Origin of the sequence: Sphingopyxis indica, assembly GCF_900188185.1 — a bacterium.
GTDB lineage: Bacteria > Pseudomonadota > Alphaproteobacteria > Sphingomonadales > Sphingomonadaceae > Sphingopyxis > Sphingopyxis indica.
The window spans coordinates 37,224-57,279 of the sequence record NZ_FZPA01000010.1 but is presented as its reverse complement, the minus strand read 5'-3'; the positions used below and the strand labels follow the sequence as shown (position 1 = coordinate 57,279).

The 20,056-nt window shown below is 66.1% G+C and carries 19 protein-coding genes; 15 read left to right on the top strand and 4 right to left on the bottom strand.

The annotated features are described in order from the left end of the window. The first annotated feature begins 51 nt into the window (after positions 1 to 51). The 4 genes from CHB69_RS13610 to CHB69_RS13595 all read left to right on the top strand — a co-directional run bounded on the left by CHB69_RS13610 (position 52) and on the right by CHB69_RS13595 (position 4,022). Positions 52 to 1,233: an acyl-CoA dehydrogenase family protein gene (locus tag CHB69_RS13610; RefSeq protein WP_089216560.1), complete on the top strand. Its 1,182-nt coding sequence runs from the start codon at positions 52 to 54 to the stop codon at positions 1,231 to 1,233. A gap of 137 nt (positions 1,234 to 1,370) precedes the next feature. Continuing rightward, positions 1,371 to 2,489 carry an acyl-CoA dehydrogenase family protein gene (locus CHB69_RS13605; protein WP_089216559.1) on the top strand — a complete coding sequence of 373 codons (1,119 nt, stop codon included), beginning with the start codon at positions 1,371 to 1,373 and terminating at the stop codon, positions 2,487 to 2,489. A gap of 51 nt (positions 2,490 to 2,540) precedes the next feature. Then, positions 2,541 to 3,344, top strand: coding sequence for an SDR family oxidoreductase (locus tag CHB69_RS13600; protein WP_089216558.1), 804 nt, complete (start codon positions 2,541 to 2,543; stop codon positions 3,342 to 3,344). A 159-nt stretch (positions 3,345 to 3,503) separates the two neighbouring features. Further along, entirely contained in the window at positions 3,504 to 4,022 is a 519-nt protein-coding gene (locus CHB69_RS13595; protein WP_089216557.1) for a hypothetical protein, read from the top strand. 123 nt (positions 4,023 to 4,145) lie between these two features. Here CHB69_RS13595 and ppc read toward each other — a convergent pair whose 3' ends face one another. The 3 genes from ppc to CHB69_RS13580 form a co-directional block, all read right to left on the bottom strand. Continuing rightward, positions 4,146 to 6,824 (bottom strand): phosphoenolpyruvate carboxylase, encoded by a 2,679-nt coding sequence (ppc, locus tag CHB69_RS13590; protein ID WP_089216556.1) that lies wholly within the window; start codon positions 6,822 to 6,824, stop codon positions 4,146 to 4,148. 74 nt (positions 6,825 to 6,898) lie between these two features. After that, positions 6,899 to 7,312: a YbaY family lipoprotein gene (locus CHB69_RS13585; RefSeq protein ID WP_089216555.1), complete on the bottom strand. Its 414-nt coding sequence runs from the start codon at positions 7,310 to 7,312 to the stop codon at positions 6,899 to 6,901. A 22-nt stretch (positions 7,313 to 7,334) separates the two neighbouring features. Next, on the bottom strand, positions 7,335 to 7,901 hold the full coding sequence (locus CHB69_RS13580; protein WP_089216554.1) for an HNH endonuclease: 567 nt from the start codon (positions 7,899 to 7,901) through the stop codon (positions 7,335 to 7,337). Positions 7,902 to 8,071: 170 nt separating this feature from the next. Here CHB69_RS13580 and gluQRS point away from each other — a divergent pair, with 170 nt between their 5' ends. From gluQRS to CHB69_RS13540, 8 genes are all read left to right on the top strand, one after another. Beyond that, positions 8,072 to 8,923 carry a tRNA glutamyl-Q(34) synthetase GluQRS gene (gene gluQRS, locus CHB69_RS13575; protein ID WP_089216553.1) on the top strand — a complete coding sequence of 284 codons (852 nt, stop codon included), beginning with the start codon at positions 8,072 to 8,074 and terminating at the stop codon, positions 8,921 to 8,923. A gap of 9 nt (positions 8,924 to 8,932) precedes the next feature. Continuing rightward, positions 8,933 to 9,157: an HIG1 domain-containing protein gene (locus CHB69_RS13570; protein ID WP_089216552.1), complete on the top strand. Its 225-nt coding sequence runs from the start codon at positions 8,933 to 8,935 to the stop codon at positions 9,155 to 9,157. A 134-nt stretch (positions 9,158 to 9,291) separates the two neighbouring features. Continuing rightward, positions 9,292 to 9,873, top strand: coding sequence for a cob(I)yrinic acid a,c-diamide adenosyltransferase (locus CHB69_RS13565; RefSeq protein WP_089216551.1), 582 nt, complete (start codon positions 9,292 to 9,294; stop codon positions 9,871 to 9,873). 149 nt (positions 9,874 to 10,022) lie between these two features. Then, positions 10,023 to 11,309, top strand: a complete 1,287-nt coding sequence (gene egtB, locus CHB69_RS13560) for an ergothioneine biosynthesis protein EgtB (RefSeq protein ID WP_089216550.1) — start codon at positions 10,023 to 10,025, stop codon at positions 11,307 to 11,309. Position 11,310: 1 nt separating this feature from the next. Beyond that, positions 11,311 to 12,297: an L-histidine N(alpha)-methyltransferase gene (egtD, locus tag CHB69_RS13555; RefSeq protein WP_089216549.1), complete on the top strand. Its 987-nt coding sequence runs from the start codon at positions 11,311 to 11,313 to the stop codon at positions 12,295 to 12,297. A 153-nt stretch (positions 12,298 to 12,450) separates the two neighbouring features. Next, the gene (locus CHB69_RS13550) at positions 12,451 to 13,317 is read left to right on the top strand and encodes a 3-hydroxyacyl-CoA dehydrogenase NAD-binding domain-containing protein (RefSeq protein WP_089216548.1); all 867 of its coding nucleotides are present in this window, start codon (positions 12,451 to 12,453) and stop codon (positions 13,315 to 13,317) included. 67 nt (positions 13,318 to 13,384) lie between these two features. Continuing rightward, on the top strand, positions 13,385 to 13,873 hold the full coding sequence (locus CHB69_RS13545) for a hypothetical protein (protein WP_089216547.1): 489 nt from the start codon (positions 13,385 to 13,387) through the stop codon (positions 13,871 to 13,873). A 20-nt stretch (positions 13,874 to 13,893) separates the two neighbouring features. After that, on the top strand, positions 13,894 to 15,036 hold the full coding sequence (locus tag CHB69_RS13540) for an epoxide hydrolase family protein (protein WP_089216546.1): 1,143 nt from the start codon (positions 13,894 to 13,896) through the stop codon (positions 15,034 to 15,036). A gap of 3 nt (positions 15,037 to 15,039) precedes the next feature. On the opposite strand, the gene CHB69_RS13535 is transcribed toward CHB69_RS13540, so the two are convergent. Further along, positions 15,040 to 16,305 (bottom strand): NupC/NupG family nucleoside CNT transporter, encoded by a 1,266-nt coding sequence (locus CHB69_RS13535; RefSeq protein WP_089216545.1) that lies wholly within the window; start codon positions 16,303 to 16,305, stop codon positions 15,040 to 15,042. Between the two features lie 367 nt (positions 16,306 to 16,672). Between CHB69_RS13535 and CHB69_RS13530 the strand changes: the two genes are divergently transcribed. The 3 genes from CHB69_RS13530 to argB are packed head-to-tail and all read left to right on the top strand — an operon-like array spanning position 16,673 to position 20,020. Continuing rightward, positions 16,673 to 18,409, top strand: a complete 1,737-nt coding sequence (locus tag CHB69_RS13530) for an alpha/beta hydrolase family protein (RefSeq protein ID WP_170935561.1) — start codon at positions 16,673 to 16,675, stop codon at positions 18,407 to 18,409. A 43-nt stretch (positions 18,410 to 18,452) separates the two neighbouring features. After that, positions 18,453 to 19,115: a queuosine precursor transporter gene (locus CHB69_RS13525; RefSeq protein WP_089216543.1), complete on the top strand. Its 663-nt coding sequence runs from the start codon at positions 18,453 to 18,455 to the stop codon at positions 19,113 to 19,115. Beyond that, positions 19,112 to 20,020: an acetylglutamate kinase gene (gene argB / locus CHB69_RS13520; RefSeq protein WP_089216542.1), complete on the top strand. Its 909-nt coding sequence runs from the start codon at positions 19,112 to 19,114 to the stop codon at positions 20,018 to 20,020. Before CHB69_RS13525 ends, argB begins: the two co-directional genes overlap by 4 nt. Positions 20,021 to 20,056 lie beyond the last annotated feature (36 nt).

Sequence of the window (20,056 nt, the reverse complement as noted above, 5' to 3'; positions counted from 1 at the left end):
CGTAAACTTGCCGACTCCCCTTAATTTGGCGCCGGAAGAGGAGCCCTTGCGATGAGCGATCTGGATGCGTTCCGCGCCGAAGTGCGCAACTGGCTGGAAGCCAATTGTCCCCCCGAAATGCGCGAACCCGTCCGCGACGAGGACGATGTCTGCTGGGGCGGGCGCAAGTTCGAATTCAAGAATGACGCGCAGAAACAGTGGCTCGAGCGCTGCGTGGAAAAGGGCTATACCGTGCCCGACTGGCCCAAGCCCTATGGCGGCGCGGGCCTGACTCCCGAACAGACCAAGGTGCTCAAGCAGGAAATGGCGCGGATCAATGCCCGCCCGCCGCTCCAGAGCTTCGGCATCTGGATGCTGGGGCCCGCGCTGCTCAAATTCGGCACCGAAGAGCAGAAGGTTCATTATCTGAACCAGATCGCGCGCGGCGAGATCCGCTGGTGCCAGGGCTATTCGGAACCCGGCTCGGGCAGCGACCTCGTTTCCTTGCAGACCTATGGCGACGATCAGGGCGATCACTGGGTCGTCAACGGATCGAAGATCTGGACGAGCTATGCCGACAAGGCCGACTGGATCTTCTGCCTCGTCCGCACCGACAAGACGAACAAATATCAGGGCATCACCTTCATGCTCTTCGACATGGAGAGCCCCGGCGTTTCGACCAAGCCGATCCTGCTGATCAGCGGCAACAGCCCCTTCTGCGAAACCTTCTTCGACGATGTGAAGGTGCCGAAGGACCAGTTCGTCGGCGAGGTCAATCGCGGCTGGGACGTCGCCAAATATCTGCTCGGCCACGAACGCGAGATGATCTCGGGCGGCGGCGCCGGCGGCGACATGCTCAGCATCGGCGCGCTATTCGCGAAATCGCTCGGCAGGAACGAAGCGGGCGAGCTCGACGACCCGATCCTGCGCGCCGAAATGGCGGCGTTCGACACCGAGGTCTTCGCCTATCGCGCGATGGGCGAACGCTTCATGGACATGTGGAAGACCGGCCGCGCGCATCCCGCATCGTCGAACATGATGAAATATGTCGGCACCGAGCTCAACAAGCGCCGCTACGAGCTCGTCATGGCGGGCGGCGGCAGCGAAGCGCTCGAATGGGACAGCGAGGAAACCAAGGGCGGCGCGCGGGCGCGCAGCTGGCTTCGCACCAAGGCCAATTCGATCGAGGGCGGGACGAGCGAAGTCATGCTCAACGTCATCGCCAAGCGGATATTGGATTTGCCGGGGGCGTGAGGGTCCAACCTCCGTTCGTCCTGAGGAGGGACTGAGCGGAGGCGAAGGCCTGTCTCGAAGGACATATGCGCAACGGTCCTTCGAGACGCCGTTTCGACAAGCTCAACGGCTCCTCAGGACAAACGGAGTTTTGGATTATGCCGCTCTATCACAATGACGACCAGGCGATGCTCAAGGACAGCGTCGCCCCCTTCGTGGCCGAACAGGCGCCCGTATCGCATCTTCGCAAGCTGCGCGACAAGGCCGACGAAACCGGCTTTTCGCGCGACCTGTGGAAGCAGTTTACCGAAATGGGCCTGCCCGGGATGCTCGTTCCCGAAGCGCATGGCGGGCTCGGCATGGGGCATATGGAGGCCGGCATCGTGCTCGAGGAGATCGGGCGCAACCTGACCCCCTCGCCGTTTCTCGCGACCAGCGTCGGCGCGGTCGCGGCGCTGGCGCAGGCCGGCGGCACGCAGGCGGGGCGCTGGCTCCCCGCGATTGCAAGCGGCGAGGCGATCGTCGCGCTCGCGATCGACGAGGGGCCGAAGCACCGCCCCGACCGCGTCGCCACCACGGCAACGCGCAGCGGCAACGGCTTCCGGCTCGACGGCAGGAAGGATTTCGTCCTCCACGGCCATGTCGCCGACATGAGCATCGTGTCGGCCCGGACCGACGGCGGCATCACCCTGTTCGCGGTGCCGAAAGACGCCAGTGGCGTGACCGCCGACCCGCGCCGCCTCGTCGATTCGAGCCTCGCGAGCCACGTCCGCTTCGATGGCGTCGAACTCGACGCCGATGCGGTGATCGGAGAGGTCGATGCGGGCGAGGATGTGCTGAACGCGCTGCTCGCCGCGACGCGCACCGGCGCCGCCGCCGAAATGGTCGGTGTCGGCCAGGGCGCGATGGACATGACGGTGAATTACCTCAAGGAACGCAAGCAGTTCGGCAAGCTGATCGGCGAGTTTCAGGCGCTCCAGCACCGCGCCGCGCACCTCTATGGTGAAATGGAAGTCGCGCGCGCGACGGTGATGAAGGCGCAGCAGCTTCTGGATGAGGGCAGCGAGGGCGCGAAGCTGATGGTCTCGGTCGCCAAGGCGAAAGCCGGCCGCGCCGCGAACCTCGCGGTGCGCGAAGGCGTCCAGATGCACGGCGGCATCGGCATGACCGACGAATATGACATCGGCCTCTATATGAAGCGCGACCGCGCGCTCGCCGAATTTATGGGCGACGTGCATTACCACATCGACCAGGTCGCGCGGATGAACGGATATTGAGCGGCCCAAACCCCTCCCCTTCAGGGGAGGGGCTTTAAAAAGGACAGCGTTATGAACCTCCAAAGCATGTTCGGCCTCGACGGCCGCGTCGCGCTCGTCACCGGCGGGTCGCGCGGGATCGGCAAGATGATCGTCGAGGGCTTCCTCGCCGCGGGCTGCGCGCGCGTCTATATCTCGGCGCGCAAGGCCGAGCAGATCGACGCCGCGGTCGCCGACTTCGACACCCGCTATCCGGGACAGGTGATCGGGCTGCCGATCGACCTGTCGACCGTCGAGGGCTGCCGCGCGCTCGCCGCCGAGATCGGCAAGCGCGAAGACAAGCTCGACATCCTCGTCAACAACGCCGGCGCGGCGTGGGGCGAACCGTTCGAGGGCTTTCCCGAAAGCGGCTGGGACAAGGTGATGGACATCAACGTCAAATCGCCTTTCTTCCTGACGCAGGCGCTCCACGATCTGCTCAAGGCGGCGGCGAGCGCCGGCCGGCCGGCGAAGGTGATCAACATCGGCTCGATCGACGGTATGCGGCTCAATCCGTGGGAAACCTATAGCTATCATGCATCGAAGGCGGCGATCCTCTACCTCACCAAGCGCCTCGCGGCGCGGCTGGTGCAGGACCATATCATCGTCACCGCGATCGCCCCCGGCGCCTTCCAGTCGGACATGAACAAGGCGGCGCGCGATCATGGCGACGCGGTCGCGAAAAGCATCCCGGTGAAGCGCATCGGCGTGCCCGAGGATATGGCGGGCACCGCGATCTTCCTCGCGTCGAAGGCGGGCGACTATGTCGTCGGCGACACGATCGCGGTCGATGGCGGGCTGGTCCACGGCGATCTTAAGACCAGCATCGACGCTTAGCGCGGCTGTTTTCCCTGTCGTCACCCCGGACTTGATCCGGGGTCCACTCCGGCGCCGTTGGAAAGGATGCCGGATCAAGTCCGGCATGACGAAGTGGGGGAAATTGACTTGCGCGCCCCCGAGGTGTATTATATTCATAACTCACCAAGGAGACATCCCATGCGCCTCGCCTTCCTCATCCCCCCGATGCTCCTCCTCGCCGCGTGCGGGCAGGGCGAGGACAAGAAGGACGCGACCGAAATCGCGATCAACGCCGATGGCGACGACGGTGGCGTCCAGATCAAGACCGGGCAGAATGGCGGCAAGCTGACCATCGGCGGCAAGGACGGGACGGCCGTCAACATCAACATCCCCGATTTCGTCGATTTCGACATCGAGGGCGATTTCGACATCGACGGGGTCAAGCTCTATCCGGGCAGCAAGATCACCAGGGTCGACATCGATGCCAGCGACAAGGGCGGCAATGACAAGGCGACGGTGAAGCTCGGCTTCACCTCCCCCGCCGCGCCCGCGAAGGCCGCCGACTGGATGGCAGGCGAGTTCGCGAAAAAGGGCGTCAAGGTCACGCGCGACGGCGACACGCTTGCGGGCAAGGACGAGGACGGCGACGATTTCACCATTGCCTTCGCTCCCGACGGCGCGACCAGCAAAGGCACGGTGAAGATCGTTTCGAACTGACGGCGCGCAAACACACGTCGTCATTGCGACCCCGGCGAAGCCGGGGGAAGCAATCCAGAGCGGTTTACGCACGCTCTGGATTGCCGCGTCGCCTTCGGCTCCTCGCAATGACGGGAGAAAGAATCAGCCGCTGTTCCTGAGCGCCGTCGCGATCGCGTTGATCGTCAGCTGGATGCCCTCGGCGATGCGCGGGTCGGTTTCGCCCGCGCGGTGGCGCTTCATCAGCTCGATCTGGAGCAGGTTCAGCGGTTCGATATAGGGCAGGCGCAGGCGGATCGACGCCTCGAGCGCGGGGCTCTTTTCGAGCAGCCGCGACTGGCCGGTGATGCGCAGCAGCCCGTCGTGCGCGCGGTTCCAGCCGTCGCGGATCGCCGAAAAGATCGCCTCATGCCCGTCGACCTCGCCCGCGAGCGCCGCATAGCGCGCCGCGATCCCCATATCCGACTTGGCGAGCACCATCTCCATATTGCCGAGCAGCGCGGCAAAGAAGGGCCAGCTTTGCGCCATGTCGGCGAGCAGCGCCTGGTCCTCGAACGCCGCGAACGCCTCGCCGGTCCCGTACCAGCCGGGCAGCATGGTGCGCGCCTGCGCCCAGCTGAATACCCAGGGGATAGCGCGCAGATCCTCGATCGCGGTGCTTTTCTTGCGGCTCGACGGACGCGACCCGATTTTCAGCGTCGCAATCTCGGCGATCGGCGTCATCGCGCGGAAGAAGTCCTTGAACGCCGGCGTGTCGTACACCAGCCCGCGATAGGCGCCGAGCGCGCGGCCCGACAGCGCATCCATGGCCTGCGTGAAACGCCCCGCGTCCTTCTCGCTCAATTTCTCCGGCTCGAGGCTCGCGAGCAGGCTCGCCGATACCATCGCCTCGAGGTTCGTCGCGGCGCTTTCGATCGTCCCGAACTTCGCGGCGATCACCTCGCCCTGTTCGGTGATGCGGATGCGCCCCTGCACCGTGCCGGCGGGCTGCGCGCGGATCGCGGCGAAAGCGCTGCCGCCGCCGCGCCCGACCGCACCGCCGCGGCCGTGGAACAGCTGCATCGCGTTGCCCGCCGCCGCGAACACCGGGGTCAGCGCCTGCGACGCCTGATAAAGTCCCCAGGTCGAGGTCAGATAGCCGCCGTCCTTGTTCGAATCCGAATAGCCGATCATCACTTCCTGATGCCCGCGCGCCGCGACCTGCGGGCCGACCTCGGGCATCGCGAAATAGCGCGCCATGATGTCCGGCGCGCGGCCGAGATCGTCGATGGTCTCGAACAGCGGCACGACCATCAGGTTCGTCGCCCCCGCCTCGGCACCGCCGCGCCACAGCCCCGCTTCGCGCGCCAGCACATGGACTTCGAGCAGGTCGGAAAGATCCTGCGCCATCGAGATGATCCACTGGCAGATCGTCTCCTGCCCCAGCCGCTGCCGCACCTCGGCGGCGGTGTGGATGATCGCAAGCTCGCCCGCGGTCTCTTCGCTCCATTCGTGCCACGCGGCGGCAAGCGGCCGGTCGCTCCTCAGCTCGGCGGTGAGCAGCGCGACACGCTCCGCTTCGGACAGCGCCGCATAGTCGTCGCACACGCCCGAGACGCTGAGCAGTTCGGCGAGCACGCGCTCGTGAACCGCACTGTTCTGCCGCATGTCGAGCGTCGCGAGGTGGAAGCCGAACACCTCGACCGCGCGGATCAGCCGCCCGAGCGCGCCGATGCTGCCGAGCTGGCCTTCGCCGCTCGCCGACAAGCCGTTCGCGATGACGACAAGATCGCGCCGGAAATCGGCGGGCGCCGCATAGGCTTCGCCCGCGAGCCGCGACGGACGCGGCGGCGGCTGGCCGACGATCCCGGCATAGGTTGCGCACAGCCGGGCATAGATGCCCGACAGGGCGCGGCGATAGGGTTCGTCGCGGCGGCTCGGCGCTTCGTCGCCGCTCGCCTCGGCGAGCGCCTCGACCGCGTCGGGGACCGTCGCGAGACCCGACGACACCGACAGCTCGGCGCCGAGCGCATGGACCGCGTCGATATAATGGCCGAGCACCGCGGCGGCGTTGCGGCTGGTCGCAAGGCGCAGCGTTTCGGCGGTGACGAAAGGGTTGCCGTCGCGGTCGCCGCCGATCCAGCTCCCGACGCGCAGGAAGCTCGCCGGACGCTGCCCCAGCTCCTTTTCCCAGCGCGCATAGAGTTTGGGCACTACGGGCAGGAAGACGTCGCGCAAATAGGTCAGCGCATTGTCGATCTCGTCGGCGACGAACAATTTTTCGGTGCGCAAGGGGCGCGTCTGCCACAAGAGCACGATCTGGCGCCGGATCGCCTCTTCGACGATATCACCCTGCGGCGTCTCCTCGACCCCGGCATCGCGCAGCTGCATCAGCTCGGCGATGCGGTTCTTGTGGTCGAGCATCGACTTGCGGCGCACCTCGGTCGGGTGGGCGGTCAGGACCGGCGCGATCAGCGCGGCGTCGAGCAGCCCGGCGACGGCCGCCGCGTCGATGCCGTCGGCGTCGAGCCGCACCAGCGCCGCGGCGACCGTCGCCTCGGGCTCGGCGGCGACCCCCTGCCGGTCCTCGGCGAGGTTGGCGAGCATCGAAAAGAGCATGAAGCCGCGCACAAAGGCTATCGTGTCGTCGAGGCTCAGCGCCTCGAGCCCCGGGTCGATCGCGTCGGCGCCCGCAAGGCCGCGGTGGCGGTCGACGCTCGCCGAACGGATATATTCGGTCTGGCGGAACAGCTTGTCGCCGCCATAGGCGCGAATGACGTCGCCGAGGATACGCCCGAGATAGCGAATATCGGGATTTTGCGAAATCTGGATCGGAGGGCCCATGGCCGCGAATGCTGCACCTGCGAAGATGCGGGGTCAAGGGCGGGGCAGGCGCATAGCTATGCGCCGCGCAAGATTCAGCGTGTCATAACGAGCATCAGCGTGCCCATATCGACCGTCGCCCCCGTATCGAACGCAACGCTGTTGCGCGTGTCGGTGACGAACATCAGCTTGCCCTCCCCATCGCTGATCCGCGCCGCGACGGCATAGCTGTGGCGCGGGTCGATTTGGGCGCGATCGACGGTGAGCGAAAAGGCGAAGGGCACCTGCTTGCCGTCCGCGGCGAATTCCTGCCGCGCGAGCGTGCGCGCGGGCGCGTCGGCGAGGCTGACATCGTCGAGCCGCACCTCGATCCGCGCGCTCGGCGGCAGCGCGACCCGCTCGCGATAGGCGATGCTGCCGGTAAGGGTGATCATGCCATCGGCGGGCGGCGTCGAGGCGCAGGCGGCGAGAGGCAAGCCCAGGGCGAAGATCGCGGCGAAACGGAGCATCCTCTTCTCCCCCTTCGGTATCTCAGCCCTCCAGCTCGACGTCCCAATAGAGCCAGTCGATCCAGCTTTCGTGCAGATAATTCGGCGGAAAGGCGCGGCCATTGTCCTGGAGCTGCCAACTCGTCGGGCGCCACGGCTGGCGATAGAGCGGCATATGCGCCTGTTGCGGCGTGCGGCCGCCTTTCCTGAGGTTGCACGGCGCGCAGGCGGTGGTGACATTTTCCCAGCTCGTGCGCCCGCCGAGGCGGCGCGGCACGACATGATCGAAGGTCAGGTCCCGGCCAGACCCGCAATATTGGCACGCGAAACGGTCGCGCAGGAACAGGTTGAAGCGGGTGAAGGCCGGATGCTCCGACGGCTTCACATATTGCCTGAGCGCGATCACGCTCGGGATCGGCATCGAGCGCGTCGGCGAATGGATTTCGCGCGCGTAATTTTCGACGATGGTGACGCGGTCGAGGAAAACCGCCTTGACCGCGGTCTGCCACGGCCACAGGCTCAACGGGTAATAGCTCAGCGGCGTATAATCGGCGTTGAGGACGAGCGCGGGACAGCTATCGGGATGCCGGGCGAGATCGGGATGGAACATGGCTTGGTAACGCTGCCCCTCATGCTGCGCGGGATGGCGCGCCACTGCCTTTCCCGAGTGACAGCATCATTACATGCCGAATCCGATTCGCACGTCAAGGGGGGTTTTGTCGCAAGATATGGAAGGATTGCGGCTTTCAGGACACAGTATCTGGATTCGGCCCCCGCGCCATGCTGACCCGCTTCGCCCCCAGCCCGACCGGCGAACTCCACCTCGGCCACGCCTATAGCGCGGTTCTGGCGCACGATGCCGCGCACCGCGCCGGCGGCGCGTTCCTGCTCCGCATCGACGATATCGACGGCGCCCGCTCGCGCGAAGAGCATGTTGCCGCCGCGATCGCCGACCTCGACTGGCTCGGGCTCGAGCGGGATGGCGCGCCGGTGCGCCAGTCGCAGCATCTCGGCGACTATGCCGCGGCGCTCGACCATCTGCGCGCGCGCGATCTCGTCTATCCCTGTTTCTGCACCCGCGCCGACATCGTGCAGAGCCTCGCCGCGCCGCACGGCCCCGCCGGGCCGGTCTATCCGGGCACCTGCCGCCATCTCGGCGCCGACGAACGCGCGCTCCGGATCGCCGGCGAGCCGCATTGCTGGCGGCTCGACATGGCGCGCGCCGCCGCGCTCGCCGGGCCGCTCGCATGGGAGGAGGCCGGGCAAGGCCTGCGCGCCGCCGATCCCGCCGCACACGGCGATGTCGTGCTCGCGCGCAAGGATGCGCCCGCGAGCTATCATCTCGCGAGCACGATCGACGATGCCGCGATGAAAGTGACCGAGGTGATCCGCGGCGCCGACCTGATCGCCTCGACCGACGTCCACCGGCTGCTCCAGGCGCTGCTCGGCCTGCCGACCCCCGCCTATCGCCACCACGCGCTCGTGTGCGGAGCGGACGGGAAAAGGCTCGCGAAGCGCGACGCCGCCGCGACGCTCGCCACCTTGCGTGAAGCGGGCGTCGACGGGCACGCGCTCGCCGCCGATTTGCACGCCGGGCGGCTTCCGGCTGGATATTCGCTGCGAAATCCCTAAATAGGACCGATGCAAGTTCTGCTCATCCTCGCGGTGGTCGCTGCCGCCGGCCTCGTCCTCTTCGCGCTCGCGCGCGGCCTCTTCTATTTTTCGCAGGGACATCGCGCGGCAATGGAGGGCAATGCCCACGAAAATCAGCTGATGCAGAACCGGATGATGATGGCGCGCATCAAATGGCAGGCGATCACGATCATCCTGCTCGTGCTGATCGGCCTCCTCGCCGCGGGCAGCTAGGGAATGATTCGCGTCATTGCGAGCGAAGCGAAGCAATCCAGAGCGGTTTGCCGGCCGCCTGGATTGTTTCGCTTCGCTCGCAATGACGAAGTTGGTCGATCCACGGCGCGCCAGATCGCCAGCCGCCACCCTTGATGGTCAAGCTCAACAAGATCTACACGCGCACCGGCGATGCCGGCACGACCGGCCTCGTCGACGGCTCGCGCATCGCCAAGTCGGCACCGCTGATGGCAGCCGTCGGCGACGTCGACGAAGCGAACAGCTGGGTCGGCCTCGCGGTCGCTGCCTTGCCCGAAGGCGCCAGCGAAGCCGCGATGCTCACGCGCATCCAGAACGAGCTGTTCGACCTCGGCGCCGACCTTGCGACGCCCGCGGATGCCGAGCATGGCTTTGGTCCGCACGACATGGCACTGCGCATCGTGCCACGCCAGATCGAGCGGCTCGAGGCCGAAATCGACGCGATGAACGAAACGCTCGCGCCCTTGAACAGCTTCATCCTGCCCGGCGGGACCGAGGCGGCGGCGCGGCTCCACCTCGCGCGCGCGGTCGCGCGCCGCGCCGAACGCGCCGCGGTCGCAGCCGCCGAAACGCGCGACCTCAACCCCCTCGCGCTCGCCTATCTCAACCGCCTCTCCGACCATCTTTTCGTGATGACGCGCGCGATCAACGCCGCGGCGGGCTGCGACATTTTGTGGAAACCCGGCGCAACGCGCTGAGCTTCTGCCCACCCGCACATCGTCGTCTTTCAGGCAGGCTTCGCCTCGCGGCTGAAAATCGTTCCCGAAATGTTCTGGACATCGCGCCGCGGCGTAACCATAATCCCCCTGTCCCCGAAACCGAATCGTCGCCGGAGGATTGCTCGAACATGGCCAGCCGAACCGATGCTTCGCCGATTGTCGCTCGCACCGATCCGGCCGAAGCGCTGAGCCGACGCTTCGCCGCGCTGCGCCGCCTGTCGGCCGATCTCGCGGCGCCGCTGTCCGACGCCGACGCGAGCGCGCAGTCGATGGACGACGCCTCGCCCGCCAAATGGCATCTTGCGCATACGAGCTGGTTCTTCGAAACCTTCGTGCTGCGCGATCATCTCGCGGGCTATTCCCTCTACGACGATCGTTTCTCCTATCTGTTCAACAGCTATTACGAGGCCGAAGGGCCGCGCCACGCGCGTCCGCGCCGCGGGCTGCTGACCCGCCCGTCGCTCGCCGAGGTGCTGCGCTGGCGCGCGCACGTCGATGCCGCGCTGCTCGACGCGCTGCCCCGCCTGTCGCCCGCGGCGCTCGCGCTCGTCGAACTCGGCATCCATCACGAGCAGCAGCATCAGGAGTTGCTGCTCACCGACATCAAGCATCTCTTCGCGCAGAACCCGCTCGGCCCCGCAATGTGGCGCGACGACGGTGCAATCGCGAATGAAGTTGCGCGGCTTTCCGCCGACAAGCTGCGCTGGGTCCGCGGCGCGGAGGGCATGGTCTCGGTCGGTCATTCGGGCGAGGGTTTCGCCTTCGACTGCGAAGGCCCGCGCCATCCGGTGCTGCTCGCCCCGCACGCGCTGGCGCACCGGCCGGTGACCAACGGCGAGTGGCAGGAATTCATCGCCGACGGCGGCTATCGCACGCCCTCGCTCTGGCTCAGCGACGGCTGGGCGTGGGTGCAGGCGGATGCGATCGACGCGCCCGCCTATTGGCGGGACGGGCGTTATTTCACCCTGTCGGGCTGGCGCGCCATCGACCCCGCCGCCCCGGTGACGCACATCAGCTTCTATGAAGCCGACGCCTTCGCAAACTGGGCCGGGGCGCGCCTGCCGACCGAATCCGAATGGGAAGCGGCCGCCGCGGCGCTCGATCCGTCGGGCGGCGACCAGCTCGATGCCGCGGGGCCTGTCCAGCCCGCCGCAGCGGACGACGACGCGCCGCTGCAACAAATGTTCGGCAGCGTCTGGGAATGGACCGGCAGCGCCTATCGCCCCTATCCCGGCTTCCGCGCTGCGCCCGGCGCGGTCGGCGAATATAATGGCAAGTTCATGAGCGGCCAGTTCGTCCTGCGCGGCGGCAGTGTCGCGACCCCGCGCGGGCATTGCCGCGCCTCCTACCGCAATTTCTTCTACCCCCACCAGCGCTGGCAGTTCACCGGCGTGCGGCTCGCAAAGGATCTTTGATATGGGAGTCGTTCGTCATTTGCGTCAGGTCGATGCCGATCATGCCGGCGTCGATGTGGCCTTTCGCGCCGACGTCCATGCGGGGCTGTCGCAGGCACAAAAGGCGATCCCCGCGCGCTGGTTCTATGATGCGACGGGCTCGGCGCTGTTCGAGGACATCACCGCGCTTCCCGAATATTATCCGACACGCAGCGAAACCGATCTGCTGAAACGCCACGCCGCCGATCTGGCGCAGGCGATCGGGCCGGGCCGCGCGGTCGTTGAACTCGGCTCGGGCAGTTCGACCAAGACGCCGCTGCTGCTCGACGCGATTTCGCCCGCGGCCTATGTGCCGGTCGATATTTCGGGCGACTTCCTGCGCGACAGCGCCGAACAGCTCGCCGAACGCTTCCCCGGGCTTCCCGTCTATCCGGTCGAGGCCGACTTCACTCAGCCGGTGCCGCTGCCGCGCGAAATCTGCCCGCTGCCGAAGCTCGGCTTCTTCCCGGGTTCGACGATCGGCAACATGGTCGCGCGCACCGCAATCGACCTGCTGCGTATCTGGCGCAAGGCGCTGGGCGACGGGTCGCAGCTGCTGATCGGGATCGACCGGATCAAGGACCGCGAGACGCTGATCGCCGCCTATGACGACCCCGCCGGGGTCACCGCGGCGTTCAACCTCAACCTGCTCGAGCGGATCAACCGCGAACTCGGCGGCGACATAGCGACCGCGAATTTCACCCATCGCGCGGTGTGGAACGACGTCAACGCCCGGATAGAAATGCATCTCGTCGCCGAATGCGACATGGATTTCACGGTCGACGGGCGCGCCTATCATATGGCGAAGGGCGAGACGATCCACAGCGAGAACAGCCATAAATACGGCCCGCGCGACGCGAGCCTGCTGCTGCGCGCCGGCGGCTGGACCCCGGTTGCGAGCTGGGACGATGCCGATCCGGCCTTTGCGCTGATCCTCGCCGAAGCGACCGAATTCCGCTCCGCCCCTTGACGGGCGGGGTCGATTACCTAGTGCGGGACTATTCAGCTGCCGTCATCCGGGCGAAGGCCGGGATCTCTCCGTTTCGGTAAAGCGCACCGGCGGGATCCCGGCCTTCGCCGGGATGACGAACTTGGTTTCGAGGGTTTCTGTGGAGATTTGGCTATGATCGTCGGCGTTATCGGGGCAGGGCAGATGGGCGCGGGGATCGCGCAGGTTTCGGCGGGCGCGGGGCACGACGTCCTGCTCGCCGACATCGACCTCGCACGCGCCGAAGCCGGCAAGGCGGGGATCGCCAAGGCGCTCGGCCGCCTCGTCGCCAAGGAGAAGATGAGCCGGGACGACGCCGACGCGCTGCTAGGCCGCATCGCCCCTGTCGCCGACCATGCGGCTTTCACCCCCGCCGACCTCGTCGTCGAAGCCGCGACCGAGCGCGAGGACATCAAGCGCGCGATCTTCGAAAGCGTCGGCCGGCATCTCTCGGACAAGGCGATCCTCGCGAGCAACACCAGCTCGATCCCGATCACCCGGCTCGCGCAGGCGGCGCCCGACCCGGCGCGCTTCATCGGCGTCCATTTCTTCAATCCCGTCCCCGTGATGGGGCTGATCGAGCTGATCCGCGGCCTTGCCACGAGCGACGAGACGCTCGCCGCGGTCGAGGCCTATGGCCGCGGCCTCGGCAAGGAGATCGTCCACGCGAACGACGCGCCGGGCTTCATCGTCAACCGCGTGCTGATGCCGCTGATCAACGAAGCGATCTTCGCGCTCGGCGAAGGCGTCGCGACGATGCAGGACATCGACGCCGGCTGCCGCCTCGGCCTCAATCATCCGATGGGGCCGATCACGCTGGCCGATTTCATCGGCCTCGACACCTGCCTCGAAATCATCCGCGTGCTGCAAAGCGGCACCGGCGACCCCAAATTCCGTCCCGCACCTTTGCTCGTCCAATATGTCGAGGCGGGCTGGGTCGGCAAGAAGGCGGGGCGCGGCTTCTATGACTGGACGGGGCCGGAGCCCGTGCCGACGCGCTAGACGATCGTCGGGAGCCGGTTAGGGCGCGGCGCGCATCATCCTGTGTCCAGGCAAGGGAGGACCGATCATGCAGGATAAGGCTTTCGCGGTATTGGCCGCAACATCACTGGGTCTGGCGTTTCCCGCCCACGCGCAACAAGGCGCGCCCGAAAGCTCGACGCTGGAAAAGACCGGCGACATGGTAACCGAGCCCTTCGACGGCAAGGAAATCCCAGCGAAACTGATAGCGGTTCAGGACGACCCCTATTCGCTCGCAGGTCTTGGGAAATGCGCAGCGATCATTCGCGAGGTCGAGGAACTCAACGCGGTGCTCGGCCCCGATGCGAACGAACGCGCCGGAAAGGACGATGGCGACAAGACCGAGGCGACCGTCGGGCGCGTCGCGGGTTCGGTGGCGGGATCGTTCATCCCCTTCGGCGGGGTGATCGGCGAGATTACAGGCGCCAACGACGAACGCCGCCGCTATGCCGCCGCCCTCTACGCGGGCACGGTGCGCCGCGGCTTTTTGAAGGGCGTCGGGCTCGAACGCGGCTGCAAGGCGCCCGCGCGACCCTGAAGACTACAGAGGAGGGGGACATGAAGGTCGATAATATCCGCCCATTCGCGGTCGCGGTGCCGCAGGCGGCGCTCGACGATCTCAAGGACCGTCTCGCGCGCACGCGCTGGCCCGAGAAGGAAACCGTCGCCGACTGGGACCAGGGCGTGCCGCTCGCCTATGCGCACGAACTCGCCGACTGGTGGCGCGACCATCACGACTGGCGCCGCGTCGAGGCGCGGCTCAACGCCTGGCCCAATTTCCTCGCGACGATCGACGGGCTCGACATCCATTTCCTGCACGTCCGTTCGGCCAATCCCGACGCGCGACCGCTGATCCTGACCCACGGCTGGCCGGGGTCGGTGCTCGAATTTCTGGACGTGATCGAGCCGCTCTCGGCCGACTTCCACCTCGTGATCCCCTCGCTCCCCGGCTACGGCTTTTCGGGCAAGCCGGCGCAGGCCAAATGGAGCGTCGAGCATATCGCCGATGCGTGGAACGCGCTGATGCTCGCGCTCGGTTACGACCGCTATCTGGCGCAGGGCGGCGACTGGGGCAGCGCGGTCACCTGCGCGATCGGCGTCGCGCACGGCGCGCATTGCGCGGGAATCCACGTCAACATGGTCGTCGGTGCGCCGCCGCCCGAGATGATGACCGACCTCAGCGACACCGAAAAGGCCTATCTCGCCCGCTTCGACTGGTATCGAACGAAGGACAGCGGTTATTCGACCGAGCAAGCAACGCGGCCGCAGACGATCGGCTATGCGCTCACCGATTCGCCGGTCGGGCAGATGGCGTGGATCGTCGAGAAATTCCACGGCTGGACCGATTGCGGGCACCAGCCCGGCGGCCGGTCGATCGGCGGCCATCCCGAAAACGCCCTATCGCGCGACGCGATGCTCGACACCGTCAGCCTCTATTGGCTGACCGCGAGCGCCGCCTCTTCCGCGCGGCTCTATTGGCACAGCTTCCGCAGCTTCGTCGGCGGCGAAATCCATGTGCCGACCGCGTGCAGCCTGTTCCCGAATGAGATCATGCGCCTGTCGCGCCGCTGGGCGGACAAGCGCTATCGCAACATCGTCTATTGGAACGAGGTGGAGCGCGGCGGTCATTTCGCCGCCTGGGAACAGCCCGAACTCTTCGTCGCCGAACTGCGCGCCGGCTTCGGTGTCATGCCGATCTGACGATCAGGGGGCTGCGGCCGTCAGCGGCGCCGTGAATGACAGCATCAGCCCGGCGAGCGCCGCCGACATCAGGTTCGACAGGCTGCCCGCCAGCAAAGCCTTGAGCCCGAGGCGCGCGATCATCGGGCGCTGGTTGGGGGCAAGCCCGCCGGTCACCGCCATCTGGATCGCGATCGAGCTGAAGTTGGCGAAGCCGCACAAGGCAAAGGTCGCGATCGCGACCGAGATCGGCGAAAAGCCCGCCTGTTCGCGGCCGAGGTCGATGAAGGCGACGAATTCGTTGAGCACGACCTTGGTCCCGAACAGCCCGCCGACATCGGCGCTTTCGCTCCACGGCACGCCCATCAGCCACATCACCGGGCGAAAGATCGCGCCGATGATCGCCTGAAACGACAGATCGGGATAGCCGAACCAGCCGCCGATCCCCGCGAGCAGCCCGTTGGCGAGCGCGACGAGCGCGACGAAGGCGAGCACCATCGCGCCGACCGCGACCGCGAGCTTGACGCCGGTCTGCGCGCCCTGCGCCGCCGCCATGATGATGTTCGCGGGCTTTTCCTCGTCGTGCGTCGCCTCGGGCATGATCACCGGTTCGATCCCGAGGTCCTTGGGATCGTCGGGCATCATGATTTTCGCCATCAAGATGCCGCCCGGCGCCGACATGAAGCTCGCGGCGAGCAGATAGGGCAAGAGCTGCGATCCGATCATGCTCGCATAGGCGCCGAGGATCGTGCCCGCGACCCCCGCCATGCCGACGGTCATGATCGTGAAGAGCTGCGACGGGGTCAGGCTCGCGAGATAGGGACGGATGACGAGCGGACTCTCGCTCTGGCCGACGAAGATGTTCGCCGCGGCGCCGAGGCTTTCGACCTTGGTGATGCCGGTGACCTTCTGGATCGCGCCGCCGACCCACTGAATCACCAGCTGCATGATGCCGAGATAATAGAGGATCGAGATCAGCGAGGCGAAGAAGATGATCACCGGCAACGCGGCGATCGCGAAACTGTTCGCGCCCATTTCGGGCGAGGCGAGCGGGCCGAAGATGAAGTCGGTCCCCGCCTTTGCATAGCCGAGCAGATTGGTGACCCCGTTCGACATGCCCTGAATCACCGCGCGTCCCCATGGCGTGCCGATGACAAGCAGCGCGAATCCGGCTTGAAGCAGAAAGGCAGGAATCACGACGCGCGGGCGAATCCAGCGGCGGTTCGACGAGAAAGCGAGGGCGATCGCCAGCAACGCGGCGATCCCCAGCAAACCGATCAGACGTTCCATAAAGCTCGTGCGTCCCCCGCGAGTTAAGACGCCTGTCTAGCGGGCTTTGCCGCGGGGGCAAGGGGCGCGCGCGCCTATGGGCTCTTCGGGTGCTTGGCGGCGCGATTTTTCTCTGCAATTGTCATACGCTAAATCGGGGAAGGGGGGTATTATGCGTTGGATATGGGTGTTTCTGCTGGCGACATGTCTGTGCCCTGTCGGGGCGGCTGGCGCCGATGATGGGGCGGCCGCGCCCGCCGCGGGCGACTTTATTCCGCTTCCGACCGAAGTTTTCGCTCAGCTTCCTTTCATCGAAGACGCCCAGCTGTCGCCCGACGGAGGGCGCGTCGCCGGCCTGATTGCAGCCGATGGCGCGCAGCAAATTCGCATGATGGACCTTGAAGGAAAACGCGAAGACGATGTTGCAGTCGCGATCCCCGACCAAACCGAAGTGGCTTGGATTCGCTGGGTCGGGAACGACAACATCATCGTCGGACTCCACGCACTGCTGCCGGTCGATATCGACAATTGGTACATATCGCGACTGATCGCGATCAACCGCACGAGCCGGAAGATCACGAAGCTGCTGTGGGATCTCAACGGACAGAATGCCGCCGATGTCCTTTGGATACCGAGCGACGGGAGCACGCAAATTCTGGTCACGGGACAGAATAGCATTTATGAATCCGCCGAATTCTGGCCCGCCGTCTATCGCGTCGATGTGACGAACGGCCGCAAGCGCATCGTCGAGCGCGGGCGCAGTTCGGTTCTCGACTGGGGCGCCGACAACCGCGGACAGGTCCGCTACGCGGTCGGTTATCGCGATCATTCCACCCGATCGACCCTGCTCTATCGTTCCGAAAACGACCATGGGTTCAAGCTGATCGACACCGCACGGTTGCGCGACGAAGACGAGCTGGACCTGCCCTTTCATTTCCTTCACGGCACCGACCATGGATATATGATCCGTCCCGCGCCCGATGACCGCATGGTGGTCGCCGAAGTGGACCTGCTGACCGGAGAGGCTGTGCGGACGGTGCATGCCGAACCCGATGCCGATATCGAAGGCGTGCTGATGTCGATCGACGGCACGAAGATGATCGGCGTCCATGTCTCCGATCGCGACCGTCCGGTCCGCTGGATAGACCCCGTGATGGCAGCGAACCAGAAGGCGCTCGATGCTATGTCGCCCAATGCGACCGCACGGATCATAAGTTATAGTGCCGATCTGCAGAAATTGCTCGTGCGCTTCAGCACTCCCGACAATCCCGGCCTGCTCTTTTACTATGATGCGGGCACGGGCATGGCGACGCGACTGGCGTCCTACAATGAGCAACTCGGCGCCAAGCGGCTGTCGCGTGCGAAATTCGTCACCTATCGCGCGCGCGACGGGCTGGAGATCGAAGCGGTGCTGACGATGCCGCGTGGAGGCGGCAAGTCCAACCTGCCATTTGTCGTGATGCCGCATGGCGGCCCATGGGCACATGACGATCTTGGCTACGACTATTGGGCTCAATTTCTTGCCGAGCGCGGCTATGCCGTGCTGCAACCCAATTTTCGCGGCTCGACCGGCTATGGCGAGGCATTTCTTAAGGCGGGACAGGGTCAGCTCGGCTATGCCATGCAGGACGATGTCAGCGACGGCGTGCGCTGGGCTGTCGCCCAAGGGATCGCCGATCCCAAGCGCGTTTGCATCGTCGGAGCCTCCTATGGCGGCTATGCCGCGATGTGGGGCATCGCCAAAGATCCCGATCAATATCGCTGCGCTATTTCGATCGCGGGGGTGTCGAACCTGCGGCGTGAGGTCAACGATTTCGGTGGCAACGTCCGCGAACGCCTCTACCGCGGTCAGTGGCAAAAAATGACTCCCGATTTCGCCACGGTATCGCCGATCAACGCGGTCGACCGGATCAAGGCGCCGCTGCTGCTGATCCACGGCAAGAAGGATGTGACCGTCGACGTCGTCCAGTCGGCGAAAATGTATTCGGCGATGGTGAAGGCGGGAAAGGAGGTCGAATATCTTCCGATCCCGCTCGCCGATCACTATTTCACGCGCGAGGCCGATCGGCTGACCTTGCTGACCGCAATCGAAGCCTTTTTGCGCAAGCACAACCCGCCCGATTGAGCACTATCTTCCCCCGCGCGGCAAAAGCGACTATCGCGCGCCGATGGAAAGCTCGACCTCGCGCGCCGTCGCGCCCTCGCTGTTGCTCTTTGCGATACTCTATGGCGGCATGGTCCCGCTCGGCGGCTTTCTGGGCGCCAAGCAGGTCGCGCTCGGCCCGCTCGCGGTCGAGGCGGGCATCTTTCCCTTCCTGACGCTGATCGCGATTTCGAGCGGCATCGCCGAACTCCACGGGCGCGCCGTCGCCGACCGCCTCGTCCGGCTCGGCTTCATCCCGCTCGTCGTCGCAATTCTGCTCGCGCTGTTCGTGCTGCAACTGCCGACCGACGAGGGCATGTACGAGCCCGCGAAAGAGGCTTTCCCGATCATCGTCGGGCAGAGCTGGCGGATGATGGCGGCGGGGATCGTCGCCTATGGCGTCTCGGTCAGCTTGAACGTCTGGATTTTCGCGCGGATGACCGCGAACAACGGCCGGCTGCTGCCGCTGCGCGGCTTCGTCGCCGCTGCGCTCAGCCAGATCGTCGACACGTTGCTCTTCATCACCATCAGCTTCTATGGCGTGCGCCCGATCGCCGACCTGATGCTCGGGCAGATGATCGCCAAGGTTGTGCTGTCGGCGGTGATGGTGCCGCTGCTCGTCACTGCGGTGGTCGCGATCGGCCGCCGGCTCGACGGCACGGCCGCCCCCGAAGGAGCGCTCGCATGACCCACGCCCCCGATCCCGCAAAAATGCCCGACCTGCTCGCCAAGGCCGAAACGCTCGTCGAGGCGCTGCCCTATCTGCAGCGCTATGCGGGCGAGACCTTCGTGATCAAATATGGCGGTCACGCGATGGGCGATCCCGAGGCGCAGCGCGACTTCGCCGAGGATGTCGTGCTGCTGAAAGCCGTCGGCATCAACCCGGTCGTCGTCCACGGCGGCGGGCCGCAGATCGGCGCGATGCTGAAACAGCTGGGGATCGAATCGACCTTCGTCGGGGGGCTGCGCGTCACCGACGCAGCGACCGCCGAGGTCGCCGAAATGGTGCTCGCGGGCAAGATCAACAAGGAGATCGTCGGCTGGATCGCCGGGCTCGGCGGGCGCGCGGTCGGCATTTCGGGCAAGGACGCGAACCTCGTCCTCGCAGAGAAGGTGCATCGCAGCGAACCCGACCCCAATTCGGGAATCGAGCGTCACGTCGACCTGGGCTTCGTCGGCGAGCCGGTCGCGGTCGATCCGACGATCCTCGCCAATCTGACCAAGGATAATTTCATCCCCGTCGTGGCGCCGGTCGCGCTCGGCGCCGACGGCGACACCTATAATATCAACGCCGACACGATGGCGGGGGCGATCGCGGGCGCGCTCGGCGCCAAGCGCTTCTTCCTGCTCACCGACGTCGCCGGGGTGCTCGACAAGTCGGGAACGCTGCTCACCGACCTCGACCGTGCAGGCATCGACGCGCTGAAGGGCGACGGGACGATCACCGGGGGCATGATCCCCAAGGTCGACACCTGCCTCGCTGCCGTCGATACCGGCGTCGAGGCGGCGGTGATCCTCGACGGGCGCATCCCGCACGCGATGCTGCTCGAAATTTTCACCGCCAGGGGTGCAGGCACGCTCATTCACCGCTAACATCGCCGCCATCGACCTTTCGGCCGGAGACCTTGC

Excerpts from the sequence above, each read along its gene's own strand:
- gluQRS (WP_089216553.1), top strand. The coding sequence starts at position 8,072 with ATGCTGACCCGCTTCGCCCCCAGCCCGACCGGCGAACTCCACCTCGGC.
- CHB69_RS13540 (WP_089216546.1), top strand. The coding sequence starts at position 13,894 with ATGAAGGTCGATAATATCCGCCCATTCGCGGTCGCGGTGCCGCAGGCG.
- CHB69_RS13545 (WP_089216547.1), top strand. The coding sequence starts at position 13,385 with ATGCAGGATAAGGCTTTCGCGGTATTGGCCGCAACATCACTGGGTCTG.
- argB (WP_089216542.1), top strand. The coding sequence starts at position 19,112 with ATGACCCACGCCCCCGATCCCGCAAAAATGCCCGACCTGCTCGCCAAG.
- CHB69_RS13565 (WP_089216551.1), top strand. The coding sequence starts at position 9,292 with ATGGTCAAGCTCAACAAGATCTACACGCGCACCGGCGATGCCGGCACG.
- egtB (WP_089216550.1), top strand. The coding sequence starts at position 10,023 with ATGGCCAGCCGAACCGATGCTTCGCCGATTGTCGCTCGCACCGATCCG.
- CHB69_RS13585 (WP_089216555.1), bottom strand. The coding sequence starts at position 7,312 with ATGCTCCGTTTCGCCGCGATCTTCGCCCTGGGCTTGCCTCTCGCCGCC.
- CHB69_RS13525 (WP_089216543.1), top strand. The coding sequence starts at position 18,453 with ATGGAAAGCTCGACCTCGCGCGCCGTCGCGCCCTCGCTGTTGCTCTTT.
- CHB69_RS13535 (WP_089216545.1), bottom strand. The coding sequence starts at position 16,305 with ATGGAACGTCTGATCGGTTTGCTGGGGATCGCCGCGTTGCTGGCGATC.
- CHB69_RS13530 (WP_170935561.1), top strand. The coding sequence starts at position 16,673 with ATGATGGACCTTGAAGGAAAACGCGAAGACGATGTTGCAGTCGCGATC.
- egtD (WP_089216549.1), top strand. The coding sequence starts at position 11,311 with ATGGGAGTCGTTCGTCATTTGCGTCAGGTCGATGCCGATCATGCCGGC.
- CHB69_RS13610 (WP_089216560.1), top strand. The coding sequence starts at position 52 with ATGAGCGATCTGGATGCGTTCCGCGCCGAAGTGCGCAACTGGCTGGAA.
- CHB69_RS13580 (WP_089216554.1), bottom strand. The coding sequence starts at position 7,901 with ATGTTCCATCCCGATCTCGCCCGGCATCCCGATAGCTGTCCCGCGCTC.
- CHB69_RS13600 (WP_089216558.1), top strand. The coding sequence starts at position 2,541 with ATGAACCTCCAAAGCATGTTCGGCCTCGACGGCCGCGTCGCGCTCGTC.
- CHB69_RS13570 (WP_089216552.1), top strand. The coding sequence starts at position 8,933 with ATGCAAGTTCTGCTCATCCTCGCGGTGGTCGCTGCCGCCGGCCTCGTC.
- CHB69_RS13605 (WP_089216559.1), top strand. The coding sequence starts at position 1,371 with ATGCCGCTCTATCACAATGACGACCAGGCGATGCTCAAGGACAGCGTC.
- CHB69_RS13550 (WP_089216548.1), top strand. The coding sequence starts at position 12,451 with ATGATCGTCGGCGTTATCGGGGCAGGGCAGATGGGCGCGGGGATCGCG.
- CHB69_RS13595 (WP_089216557.1), top strand. The coding sequence starts at position 3,504 with ATGCGCCTCGCCTTCCTCATCCCCCCGATGCTCCTCCTCGCCGCGTGC.
- ppc (WP_089216556.1), bottom strand. The coding sequence starts at position 6,824 with ATGGGCCCTCCGATCCAGATTTCGCAAAATCCCGATATTCGCTATCTC.